This is a genomic window from Amycolatopsis sp. NPDC051106 (assembly GCF_040682775.1).
Lineage (GTDB): Bacteria > Actinomycetota > Actinomycetes > Mycobacteriales > Pseudonocardiaceae > Amycolatopsis.
Window position 1 is genome coordinate 1 of record NZ_JBFBBQ010000091.1, and the last position, 11496, is coordinate 11496.

11 protein-coding genes are annotated in these 11496 nt (G+C 71.8%); 1 reads left to right on the forward strand and 10 read right to left on the reverse strand.

The annotated features are described in order from the left end of the window. Positions 1-119: 119 nt before the first annotated feature. The 6 genes from lipB to lpdA are packed head-to-tail and all read right to left on the reverse strand — an operon-like array spanning position 120 to position 6549. Entirely contained in the window at positions 120-863 is a 744-nt protein-coding gene (gene lipB / locus AB0M83_RS39920) for a lipoyl(octanoyl) transferase LipB (RefSeq protein ID WP_364525597.1), read from the reverse strand. Further along, positions 860-1483 (reverse strand): phosphatase PAP2 family protein, encoded by a 624-nt coding sequence (locus AB0M83_RS39925; protein ID WP_364525599.1) that lies wholly within the window; start codon positions 1481-1483, stop codon positions 860-862. Before AB0M83_RS39925 ends, lipB begins: the two co-directional genes overlap by 4 nt. Then, positions 1480-2355: a TIGR01777 family oxidoreductase gene (locus AB0M83_RS39930; RefSeq protein ID WP_364525601.1), complete on the reverse strand. Its 876-nt coding sequence runs from the start codon at positions 2353-2355 to the stop codon at positions 1480-1482. The genes AB0M83_RS39925 and AB0M83_RS39930 overlap by 4 nt, the downstream gene beginning before the upstream one ends. After that, positions 2343-3308, reverse strand: coding sequence for a serine hydrolase (locus AB0M83_RS39935; protein WP_364525603.1), 966 nt, complete (start codon positions 3306-3308; stop codon positions 2343-2345). Before AB0M83_RS39935 ends, AB0M83_RS39930 begins: the two co-directional genes overlap by 13 nt. Before the next feature lie 18 nt (positions 3309-3326). Then, complete coding sequence (sucB, locus tag AB0M83_RS39940; RefSeq protein WP_364525605.1) at positions 3327-5120, reverse strand: 2-oxoglutarate dehydrogenase, E2 component, dihydrolipoamide succinyltransferase; 1794 nt, start codon at positions 5118-5120, stop codon at positions 3327-3329. 55 nt (positions 5121-5175) lie between these two features. Further along, positions 5176-6549 (reverse strand): dihydrolipoyl dehydrogenase, encoded by a 1374-nt coding sequence (gene lpdA, locus AB0M83_RS39945; RefSeq protein WP_364525607.1) that lies wholly within the window; start codon positions 6547-6549, stop codon positions 5176-5178. 182 nt (positions 6550-6731) lie between these two features. Here lpdA and AB0M83_RS39950 point away from each other — a divergent pair, with 182 nt between their 5' ends. Next, the gene (locus AB0M83_RS39950) at positions 6732-7076 is read left to right on the forward strand and encodes an oxidoreductase (protein WP_155541890.1); all 345 of its coding nucleotides are present in this window, start codon (positions 6732-6734) and stop codon (positions 7074-7076) included. Here AB0M83_RS39950 and AB0M83_RS39955 read toward each other — a convergent pair. Genes AB0M83_RS39955 through AB0M83_RS39970 form a run of 4 tightly spaced genes read right to left on the reverse strand, consistent with a single transcriptional unit; the run spans position 7073 to position 11483 of the window. After that, a complete protein-coding gene (locus AB0M83_RS39955; protein ID WP_364525609.1) occupies positions 7073-7525 on the reverse strand; it encodes a GNAT family N-acetyltransferase in 453 nt (150 codons plus the stop codon). The two genes, AB0M83_RS39950 and AB0M83_RS39955, sit on opposite strands and share 4 nt — an antisense overlap. Before the next feature lie 10 nt (positions 7526-7535). Then, positions 7536-8528, reverse strand: coding sequence for an SMI1/KNR4 family protein (locus tag AB0M83_RS39960; protein WP_364525611.1), 993 nt, complete (start codon positions 8526-8528; stop codon positions 7536-7538). Positions 8529-8544: 16 nt separating this feature from the next. Next, positions 8545-9522, reverse strand: coding sequence for a TAXI family TRAP transporter solute-binding subunit (locus AB0M83_RS39965; protein WP_364525613.1), 978 nt, complete (start codon positions 9520-9522; stop codon positions 8545-8547). Further along, positions 9519-11483, reverse strand: a complete 1965-nt coding sequence (locus AB0M83_RS39970; RefSeq protein ID WP_364525615.1) for a TRAP transporter fused permease subunit — start codon at positions 11481-11483, stop codon at positions 9519-9521. The genes AB0M83_RS39965 and AB0M83_RS39970 overlap by 4 nt, the downstream gene beginning before the upstream one ends. Positions 11484-11496 lie beyond the last annotated feature (13 nt).

Below are 11496 nucleotides of genomic sequence, written 5' to 3' on the forward strand. Positions count from 1 at the left end.
CGGAGTCCTCGGTCTTGATCAGCACGCGGTTGCCGATCGAGTGATCGCCGGGCGCGTCGAAGGTCGGGTCGGTGAGCAGCCGGACGCCGCCCAGTCCCAGCGCCACATTGGGGCGCTGGTCAGTTCTGGAGCGCGAAGGTGACGCCCGGTGCCTGAGGGGCCTCCGGACGCGGGAGCCAGCGGTCTTCGCTCACCGGGAGCTCGCCTTCGAGGGCGGCCAGGACGGCGTCGCGCGCCAGCGGGAGCACCGCTTCCACGCTCACGTCCCGCTGCAGCTCGTACGACAGCGACGTCACCCCCGCGTCGCGGATGCCGCACGGCACGATCGAGTCGAACGCCGAGAGGTCCGCGTTGCAGTTGAGCTCGAAGCCGTGCATCGTCACGCCGCGCTGGACGCGGATGCCGATCGCCGCGATCTTGCGCTCGATGCCGCGCTCGTCGGCCGGGATCCACACGCCGCTGCGGCCTTCGACGCGGCCGCTGCGCACGCCCAGCTGGTCGCACACGTGGATCAGCGCCTCCTCGAGCCGCCGCACGTAGTGCACGACGTCGATCGGGTCGCCGAGCTTCACGATCGGGTAGCCGACCAGCTGGCCCGGGCCGTGCCAGGTGATCTTGCCGCCGCGGTCGACGTCGATCACCGGCGTGCCGTCGCTCGGGCGGTCGGCGGGCTCCGTGCGCTTGCCCGCGGTGTACACCGACGGGTGCTGCAGCAGGAACATCGTGTCCGGCGCGGTGCCGTCGGCGCGGGCGGTGAGCCGGCTCCGCTGGAGCTCCCAGGCTTCGGTGTAGTCGATCGTGCCGAGCTCCCGGACGTCGACGGGCTCGGTGGTGGCGCGGCAGGAAATGCGGGAAGAACTCACCCGTCGAGGCTACGCCCGTCACCCGGGGGAAGCAGCCGCAAGGCGCACGCTGAGAGCAGCCCGACACCCGTCACCGCGAGCACGGCCCCGATCGTGTCGGTGACCCAGTGCACGCCCAGCACGACGCGGCAGGCGGCGCCCAGCACGACGGCCACGACGACCGCCGCCGCGACCCGGCGGACCAGCCGCGGCCACAGCCACGCGCACAGCAGGAGCAGCACGAACCCCGTGCTCGCCACCGACACCACGTGCCCGCTCGGGTAGCTCAGGTCCGGGTAGTCGCGCGGGCGTTCGCGCAGGAAGAGCGGCTTGAACACCAGGCTCGTCAGCCGGCACAGCACCAGCACGACGGCCAGCCGCACGCACAGCCCGACGTGCTCGCGCCGCCGCAGCGCCAGCGCGAGCAGCGCGGCGCCGAGGACGAAGGGCAGCACCGGCCCGAGCAGGTCGCTCCCGGCCTGCGCCACCCGGCCGAGCGGCTCCGCGTACACGCCGTGCAACGCGTTCGCGACTTCGACGTCGAGGGTGAGCGGCTGCCGCGTCACGCTCAGGCCGAGCACGACGAACGCGACCGAGAGGACGGCGCCGACGACGAGCCAGCGCTGCAGCGGGACGCTCATGCCGCGGCGAGCGCGCTGTCCAGGGTGGGGTGCCGGAACTCGTAGCCGGACCGCTTCAGCGCGGCCGGGACGGCCCGCTGCCCGAACAGCGCCATCTCTTCGCCGGCCTGGCCGAGCACGGTCTTGAGCGCGATCCCGGGCACCCACCACGGCGCGGGGCGGTGCAGGGCCCGCCCGACCGCCCGGGTGAACTCGGCGTTGGTCACCGGGGCCGGGCCGGTGAGGTTGACCGGGCCGGACAGGTCGTCGTGCGTGAGGGCGTGGACGATCGCGCCGACCTCGTCCTCGAGGGAGATCCACGGCATGAACTGGCGGCCGTCGCCGAGCCGCCCGCCCAGGCACAGCTGGAAGAGCGGGCGCAGCGTGCCGTAGAGCCCGCCCTTCGCCGAAAGCACCAGCCCGGTCCGGATGTTGACGACGCGCGCTTCATTCGCGCCCGCCGTCGCCGCTTCCCAGGCTTCGCAGAGCTCGGCGAGGAAACCGCGGCCACGAGGTGCCGATTCGTCCACAGTGGACTCATGGGTGTGGCCGTAGTACCCGACGGCGGAAGCGTTGACGAGCACACCCACGCCGTGTTCGGAAACGGCTTCGGCGAGCACCTCGGTCGGCTCGATCCGGCTGTCGGTGAGCTCCTGCTTGCGCGCCGCGCTCCACCGGCCCGGGAACAGCGGCTTGCCGCCCAGGTTCACGACGGCGTCCACGCCTACGAAGGCACCGTCCGCGATGGTGCCCGACGGCGGGTCCCAGCGGAACTCGCCGCCTTCGCGCGCCTCGCGCCGCACCAGCCGGCGGACCTCGTGGCCCTCCCGCCGCAGGCGGTCGACCAGCGCCGACCCGATCAAGCCGCTCGCTCCGGCGATCAGTACTCGCATGCTCCGATCGTTGCGCATCCGCTGCGCGCCCGCACGCCCAGGTCCCGTGCGAAACCGGGCAGGTCGGCGAGGATCGCCAGGCCCAGATCAGCGAGCGGGACCTCGGGAAAGTCCGTACCGGTGAAGAACATCGCCACCGTCCCACCGGGTGCGGAGAGGCCGAAACCGCGGCTGCGCGGCAGGGCGCCGCCCTTGTAGCGCACGTCCCGGCCGAGTTTGCGGCGCGCGAGAGCGACGGCGGGAGTGTCGGCGGTGGCGAGGTGGCGGTGGAAGGCGAAGAGCCGCGCGGCCGTGCCGTGCGCGGTCTCCTGTGCCCAAGCCCACTCGGCTTCCCTGGAGACCGGCTCGCCTCGGACGCGTTCGAGGACCTCTCGCCGGAACGCGGGTTCCCCGGTGAAACGCACGGTGAGGTCCGGTTCGCCGGGATAAAACGAGCGGAGGGTCTCGCCGCAGAACCAGCGGAGGTCCGCGTCCGCCCACCCGCCGTCGGCCGCGGCGGCTCGCACCGCCCGGTCGCCGAGCCGGGCGCGGAGGTAGTCGGGGGCCGCGTTGTCGCTTTCGGTGATCATCGCCGTGGCGATCGCGTCCACCGGGACGAGCCGACCGGGATCGTGGGCGACGCCGTACTCGTCGCAGGCGACGCCCAGCGACGTCAGCGCCCGGTGGTGGGCGCCGGCGCCGAGGGGACCGTCGCCGTCGAAGGGGTGGAACGCGTCCCAGTCACCGACCGGAACCGGTTCGGCCGGATCGAGCGCGCCGCCGGCGACTGCGGTGGCGTAGGCCAGCAGGGGGATGACCTTGATCGTCGAGGCCACGACGCGCGGCACCCCGGCGTGGTGTGCCAGGTGGTGCCGGCCGTCTTCCGCCACGACCGAGATGGCGTCGCGGTGCGCGGCCAGCCAGGTCCGGAACGCCGTGAAGGGCCCCTCACCAGCGGATGAGGAGCCCTTCACGGTCAGGCACTCAGACGATCAGAGGCCGAGTTCGCCCTCGAAGTTGCCTTCTTCCAGGCGCTGCTTGATCGTCGTCAGGAAGCGGCCCGCGTCGGCCCCGTCCACCAGGCGGTGGTCGTAGGTCAGCGGCAGGTACGCCATCGACCGGACGGCGATCGTGTCGTTGCCGTCGGCGTCCGCGACGACCACCGGGCGCTTGACGACCGCGCCGGTGCCGAGGATGCCCGACTGCGGCTGCACGATGATCGGCGTGTCGAACAGCGCGCCGACGCTGCCGATGTTCGTGATCGAGAACGTGCCGCCCGACAGCTCGTCCGGCTTGATCTGGCCCGACCGCGCGCGGCCCGCCAGGTCGGCGATCCGGTGCGCGAGACCGGCCAGGCTCAGCTCGCCCGCGTCGTGGATCACGACCGAGAGCAGCCCGCGCTCGGTGTCCACCGCGATGCCCAGGTGCACGGCGCCGTGGTAGGTGATCTCCTTCGTGTCCTCGTTGTAGGACGCGTTGACGTTCGGGTGCTGCTTGAGCGCCTCGACCGTGGCCTTCGCGAAGAACGGCAGGAACGTCAGGTTGACGCCCTCGCGCTCCTTGAAGGCCGCCTTCGCGCGCTGGCGCAGCTTGGCGATCTTCGTGACGTCGACCTCCTGGACCTGCGTGAGCTGCGCGGCGATCTGCAGCGACTCGCGGGTCTTGGTGGCCGTGATCTGGCGGATCCGGCTGGCCTTCTGGACCGTGCCGCGCAGCGCCGCCAGCTCCGGCGACACCGGGGCCGCGGGACGCGCGGCGGGCGCCGACGGAGCGGCCGCGGCGGCGGGAGCAGCCGCGGGAGCCGGGGCGGCCGCCGCCTTCTGCTTTTCCTCGGCCGCGGCCAGGACGTCCTGCTTGCGGATCCGGCCGCCGACGCCGCTGCCGGTCAGCGACGAGAGGTCGATGCCGTGCTCGGACGCCAGCTTGCGGACCAGCGGCGTGACGTACGGGCCGTCCGCCGAACCGTCCTTCGCCGCCGCGGCCGGGGCCGCCTCGGCCGCCTTCGCCGCGGGCGCGGCCTGCGGCTCGGGCTTCGGCTCCGGCTTGGACTCCTGGACCGGCTCCGGCTTGGGCTCGGGCTTCGGCTCCGGCTTGGGTTCCGGCTTCGGCTCGGGCTTGGGCTCCGGCTTGGCCTCGGCCTTCGGCGCCGCGTTCGCGTCACCGATCACGGCCAGGACGCCGCCGACCTCGACGGTCTCGTCCTCGCCCGCGCGGATCTCCAGCACCGTGCCGGCGACCGGCGACGGCACCTCGGTGTCGACCTTGTCGGTGGAGATCTCGAGCAGCGGCTCGTCGACCTCGACCGAGTCGCCGACCTGCTTCAGCCAGCGCGTGACGGTGCCTTCGGTGACGCTCTCGCCCAGCTCGGGCAGCTTCACCTCGGTGCCTTCACCACCGGCGGCCGGCGCGGTGTCCGGCTTGCTCGGCGCGCTGTCCTGAGCGCTGTCCTGGGCCTGCGGCTCCGGCTCGGCCGACTGCTCCGGCTCCGGCTCGGGCTCGGGCTTCTGCTCTTCCTGCGCCGGGGCGGAGGACTCGGGCGCGCCACCGGAGCCGTCGTCGATCACGGCGAGCTCGGCGCCGACCTCGACGGTCTCGTCTTCGGCGGCGCTGATCTTCACGACCGTGCCCGCCACCGGGGAGGGCACCTCGGTGTCGACCTTGTCGGTCGAGATCTCGAGCAACGGCTCGTCGACCTCGACGGTGTCGCCCTCCTGCTTAAGCCACCGGGTGACGGTGCCTTCGGTGACGCTCTCCCCGAGCTCCGGCAATGTGACGGAGTAGGCCATCGTTCGCTGACTCCTCTTCCAAGTTCTGCGTGGTCTGGATTCTGCTGGTGGGACGTCAGCTGTGCACGTGCAGCGGCTTCCCCGCGAGGGCGAGGAACGCTTCACCGAGGGCCTCGGTCTGGGTGGGGTGCGCGTGGATGAGCGGCGCGACGTCTTCGGGGAAAGCCTCCCAGCTGTAGATCAGCTGCGCTTCGCCGATCAGCTCGCCGACGCGGTCGCCGACCATGTGGACCCCGACGACCGGGCCGTCCGGGGCCTTGACCAGCTTGACCCCGCCGGAGGTCTTGAGGATCTGGCTCTTGCCGTTGCCGCCCAGGTCGTAGGTGAACGTCGTGACGTCCGAGCCGTACTTGTCCTTCGCCTGCGACTCGGTCAGCCCGACCGACGCGACCTCCGGGTGGGAGTAGGTGACGCGGGGGATGCCGCTCTCGTCGATCACGCGCGGGTTCTGCCCGGCGATCTCCTCGGCGACGAAGATGCCCTGCTGGAAGCCGCGGTGCGCGAGCTGCAGGCCGGGGACGATGTCGCCGACGGCGTAGACGTTCGGCAGGTTGGTGCGCAGCCGCTCGTCGGTGATGACGAAGCCGCGCTCGATCTTGACGCCGGCCTCCTCGTAGCCGTGGCCCGCCGAGTTCGGCCCGCGGCCGACGGCGACCAGCAGCAGGTCGGCTTCGATGGTCTCGCCGGACTCCAGCGAGACGCTGACGCCGTTCTCGTCCTGCTTCGCGCCGGTGAACTTCACGCCGGTCTTGAAGGCGATCTTGCGACGGCGGAAAGCGCGCTCGAGCTGCTTGGACGCGAACTCGTCCTCGTTCGGGACCAGCCGCGGCAGCGCTTCCACGATGGTGACGTCGACGCCGAAGGAGGCCCAGACGCTCGCGAACTCGACGCCGATCACGCCGCCCCCGAGGACAACGACCTTCTTGGGGACGTAGTCGAGGGACAGGGCCTGCTCGCTGGCGATCACACGTCCGCCCAGCTCCAGGCCGGGCAGCGTGCGCGAGTAGGAACCGGTGGCGAGGATGACGTTCTTGCCGGTGTAGCGGGTGCCGTCCACCTCGACGGTCGTGCCGCCGACGAACGTGCCGCTGCCCTCGACGAGGTTCACCTTGTGCGCCTTGGCCAGGCCCTGCAGGCCCTTGTACAGCCGGGAGACGATCCCGTCCTTGTACTTGTTGACCCCGGCGATGTCGATGCCCTCGAAGACGGCTTTGACGCCGACCGCTTCGGCCTCGCGGGTTTCGTCGGCGACCTCGGCGGCGTGGAGCAGGGCCTTGGTCGGGATGCAGCCCCGGTGGAGGCAGGTCCCGCCCAGCTTGTCCTTCTCGATCAGGGTGACGGAAAGGCCCAGCTCGGCCGCGCGGAACGCCGCGGCGTAGCCGCCCGATCCGCCTCCCAGGATCACGAGGTCGGCGGAGGTGTCGGTCACTTCAATAGCTCCTCGGCAAGCAGTGGGGTGGTGCTCTGTCGTCGCCCGTGCCCGGTATAACCGCGCGCGCGACACCCGCCATCTTGTCACTACGCCGGACGAGGCTGCGAGCTAGCCGGGTGTGCGACACCGACCACACGCGGACATCGGGATAATGAGTGGGGAATGTCTCGGGAGGGAAGGTGGTCGCGGTGGGGTTGTTCGACTCCCTGCGCAGGCGCGCCAAGGGCGGGCAGAAGGCCGGCACGCTGCGGAAAGCCAGTTCCGAGGACACCCATCACCTGGACGAGTGGGCGGCCTCGCGCCGGGGTGTCGAGGCCTTCGTCGAGCCGAAGACGAACGTCACCGAGACCACTGTGGTGTTGATCGCCCACGACGGCGAGTGGACCCGGCGCCGGATCGGCAGCCTGGAGGCGGCCCAGCAGTTCGGCCACCGCCGGTCGATCCCGGTCTACGAGGTCGCGCGCGTCGGCTACCCGAAGCGCATGCGCGAGTACACCGAGCGGAAGAAGCGCGGCCAGGTCTAGAGGGCGATCCGGCCGACCACCTCGCCGTTGAAGGTCTGCCCGGTCGGGCGGAAGCCCAGCTTGAGGTAGAAGTCCTCCGGACCGCCCTCGGCCGGGAGCCACAGCACCGTGGCGGCCTTTTCGCCGCGCCGGCGCGCCTCTTCGAGCACGGTTTCGACGGCGAACCGGCCGTGACCGCGGCCCTGGACGCCCGCGCCGACGTTGAGCCGCCAGACCCCGCAACGGAAGAAGTCGAGCTCCGCGCCGGGGTTGAAGCCGCCCATCACGAAGGCGACCGGTTCCCCGTCGTCGAGGATCAGCCGCGGCCAGGCGATCTCCGGCTGGGTGTAGGCCTCGGCGAGCGAGACGGCGACCGGCGCGACGAAGTTCTTCTGGTGCGGCTCGACGGCCAGCTGGCACGCGGCGGCGACGTTGTCCGGGGTGATCTTCTCCACGGTGAGGGTGGTCACCGTGCCCAAGCTAGCCTGCCTGGGCGAGCAAAGTGGCGTGCCGGACCAGCGCCGCGCGGAACGACGGGTGCACCGTCGTGCCCAGCACCGGATCGACCTCGACCACGTGCGACGCCGAAAGCAGCAGCACCGCCGGCTCGGCGAGGATCACCACTCCGTTCTCGGCGCGCAGCTCGGCCGTGCCCAGCAAGCGGGGGAAGACCACGTCCGCCGGCAGGCCGTCGCAGGTGCGGAGGAACTCGCGGTGGTCTTCGGGGAGCGAGACACCCAGCCGCAGCTCCGCCGAGCGGATCGCCGCTTCCGACGCCGGGGGCGGGAGCGTGGTGCGGCCGCGCAGGAGCGCTGCTTCCGCCGAGCCGCGCAGCCGCATGATCTCCGCGACCAGCTCGGGCCAGGTCCTCAGGCTCGGCGGGTAGCGCTCGTGCAGGGCCGCGACCAGCGCCCCCGCGCAGGCCGGCGCCCAGTCGCGCAGGCCCAGCGGGTCCGCCCCGGCCACCAGCGCCGGGGCCAGCGCGCGCGTCGCCGCCAGCGTCGCCACGTCCGGCCGGTGCCCGGCCAGCGAGGCCCACAGCGTGAGGTCGCCGTCGGCGAGTGCCGCGCGGACGCGGTCCGGGCGTGCCGGCGCGACGTGCTTGACCACCTCGGCGAGCGGTCCCGGCGGGAGGACGCCGTCGAGGTCGGACACCGGACGGCGCAGGGAAGCCGTGTGCGCGCGTTCTTCGGCATCGAGGTCGAGCGGCGTCAAGCCCTCGGCCCACTCCGGCCAGCCGCCGCGGGCTTCGAAGAGCATCGCCCACGCGCGGGCCCGCACCGGGTCGGGCGCCAGCGCGGTCACCGGCCGTTCCGTGCGGGCCGACCAGTGCCCGGCCAGCCGGTCGGCCTCGTCGAGCGCGCCGCTGACCGCGAGCAGCAGGGCGGCGTACCCGGCCTGGTCGTCGACGCCCGGTTCGGCGGCGGTCAGGACGTCCCGGACCGCCGTCTCGAGGTACTCGCCGGCGTCCACGAACCGACCCTAGGGGTCAGCCGAGTGCCTGCTTGGCCCCGGGGTGCAGCGGGACCGGCTCGGTCCGCGGGGCCAGCTGCTTCGTGATCTCCTTCGCCGCCGGGTGGACCTTCGCCAGCTCCGCCTGCTTGTCGAAGAGCAGCTTGGTGAGCGCGCACGCGTTGTTCGCCGGGAAGTCCTCGCGCACCAGCAGCAGGTTGGGCACGACGACCGTCGGCACGTCGGCCGGCTGCCCGTACGCCGCCGCCGGGATGACGGCCTGGTCGTAGACGTCGTTGACCTGCTTGAGCTTCGGCAGCAGCGGCGTGATGTCGAGGAACTTCACCTTGTCCTTCAACGCCGTGGTGATGTCGGTGATCTGCGCGGTCGGCAGGCCACCGGACCAGACGAGCCCGTCGAGCGTGCCGGACTTCATGCCGTCCGCGGTCTTGGCCAGGTCGAGCCGCTGCGCCTGGACGTCGGTGTCCGGCTTGAGGCCCGCCGCCTGCAGCAGGCGGTTCGCGATCACCTCGGTGCCCGACTTCGGCGAGCCCGTCGAGATCCGCTTGCCCTTCATGTCCGCGACGGAGTTGATGCCCGAGTCGGTGCGCACCAGCACCTGCGTCGAGTTCGGGTAGATCCTCGACAGCGCCTGGATCTTCTGCGGCTTGCCCTCGAAGGATCCCTTGCCGCGCACCGCGTCCGCCGCGGTGTCCGCCAGCGAGAACGCGACGTCGTAGTTCCCGGCGACCAGCTGCTGGATGTTCTGCACCGACGCGCCGGTCTCGGCCGCGGTCGCACGCAGCTTGGTGTTGTTGCTGATCAGCTGGGCCAGCCCGCCGCCGAGCACGTAGTAGACGCCGCCGCTGTTGCCGGTGGCGATGGTGATCCGGCCTTCGCCGGCTTCGCAGGACTGCCCGCCACCACCTTGGGCGGGCTGGTCGGCCTGCTGTTTGCCGCCGCAGCCCGTGACGGCCAGAGCGAGTACCGCGGCAGCGGCCAGTGCGCGTTTCATGCTGTCCTCCTCTTGAGCACGGTGTGAGCGAGTACGGCGGCGACACCGAACGCGGCGCCGACCGCGATCGGCACCGGCTCCAGGTAGAGCAGGCAGAGGGCGGCCGGGACGAACAGCAGCCGCACGGGCAGGCTGACCGGGCCGAACAGCCAGCCCCCGGTCACCACGGCGAGCGCGGCGACGGCCACCGCCGACACCACCGCCACCCACAGCACGGTGAGCACATCGGACTGCAGCAGCAGCGCGGCGCCGTTGTCGGTGAGCACGAAGGCGATCGGCACCAGGAACGCGGGCAGCGTGTACTTCCAGCACTGCCACATGGTGCCGAGCACCGACCCTCCGGTGATGGCCGCCGACGCGACGGCGGCGAGCGCGGTCGGCGGCGTGACCTCCGAAAGCACGGCGTAGTAGAAGATGAACATCGCCCGCTCGGCGTCGGCGACTCCCAGCGTCTCCAGCGCCGGGCCGATCACCACCCACGCGATGATGAAGCTCGCGGTGACCGGTACCGCCAGCCCGAGCACACCGACCGCGATCGCCGAAAGCAGCACGGTCAGGATCAGGATCACGGTGCCGTTGTCGGTGAGGGCGCCGGCCAGTTCCACCAGCGCGTCGGCGAGTTCGAGGCCGAGCCCGGTCTTGGTGATGGTCGAGGTGATCACGCCGGCCGCCGCGCACACCGCGATCACCGGCAGCGCCCCGCGGACCCCGGCGGAGAGCGCGTCCACCATGTCCTTGGCCCAGCCCTTGACGTCCCGGCGCCGGGCGATGAGCGCGAAGAGCGCGGCGACGCCGGTGGCGTAGACGACCGCGGCGAACGGCGGGATGTCCAGGGCCAGGAACACGACGATGATCGCCAGCGACAGGAAGTGGTAGCCGCCTTGGCGCAGGAGCTGCCACGGGTTGCCGTGCGGGACGTCGACCGGCTCGGCCTCGAAGCGGCGCGCGTCGGCCTCCATCGCGAACACGATGCCGAGGTAGTAGAGCAGCGTCGGGACGGTCGCCCAGATCAGCACGGTCAGGTACGACGTCTGCAGGTACTCGGCGATGATGAACGCGGCGGCGCCCAGCGTCGGCGGCGAGAGGATCGCGCCGATGCCGGACGCGGCGAGCAGCCCGCCGGCGTTTTCCCTGGGGTAACCGGCTTTCTTGAGGATCGGCCAGGTGATCGAGCCGAGGCTGACGGCCGTCGCGGTGCCCGAACCCGACACCGTGCCGAGCAGGAAGCCCGACAGGACGGTGGTCCGGCCCGGCGCCGTCCGCGACTTCCGGAAGGCGGCGAAGGAGATGTCCACGAAGAACCGCCCGGCGCCGGAGGCGTTGAGGACGGCGCCGTAGAGCGTGAACAGCACGATGTAGCTGGCCGCGACGTCGAGCGGAGTGCCGTAGAAGCCGCTCGCGTCGTTGTAGAGCGCGTTGACGATCTGGCTGAAGTCGATGCCGGCGTGCGCGATGCCCCAGTTCTGCGGGAGGTAGCCGCCGTAGTAGGCGTAGGCGAGGAAGAGCAGGCAGACGATCGGCAGCACCAGCCCGGTGGTGCGGCGGGTGGCTTCGAGGATCAGCACCAGCAGCAGCGCGCCCGCGACGATGTCCAGCGGGGACAGGATGCCCTGGCGGTTCAGGAAGTCGTCGTAGCCGATCAGCACGGGGTAGAGGCCGACGGCCAGGGCGATCGCGGCGAGGGTCCAGTCGGTCCAGCCGGGGTCGTCGCGGCCGCGCAGCCGCGGGCGGTAGCAGAGGAAGACCAGCGGGAGCGTCACGCCGAGGAACAGCACGAGGTAGAACTGGTTGCCCTTGGCGAACGGGAAGAACACCTGCTTGAGCACGAAGACCGCGACCGCGAGGGCGACGAAGTAGACGACGCGGTCGGGAACGCGGGAGAGGGTGCGCGCGGGCCGTTCTTCGTCGTGCTCGGCGGCGATCGCGGCGGGGGAGTCGCGTTCCACCGGCTCGGTCGTCACCGTGCCAACCTAC

What these genes read in the sequence shown, in the direction of transcription:
- AB0M83_RS39925 (WP_364525599.1), bottom strand. Translation starts at nt 1,483, where the DNA reads ATGAGCGTCCCGCTGCAGCGCTGGCTCGTCGTCGGCGCCGTCCTCTCG.
- sucB (WP_364525605.1), bottom strand. Translation starts at nt 5,120, where the DNA reads ATGGCCTACTCCGTCACATTGCCGGAGCTCGGGGAGAGCGTCACCGAA.
- AB0M83_RS39930 (WP_364525601.1), bottom strand. Translation starts at nt 2,355, where the DNA reads ATGCGAGTACTGATCGCCGGAGCGAGCGGCTTGATCGGGTCGGCGCTG.
- AB0M83_RS39965 (WP_364525613.1), bottom strand. Translation starts at nt 9,522, where the DNA reads ATGAAACGCGCACTGGCCGCTGCCGCGGTACTCGCTCTGGCCGTCACG.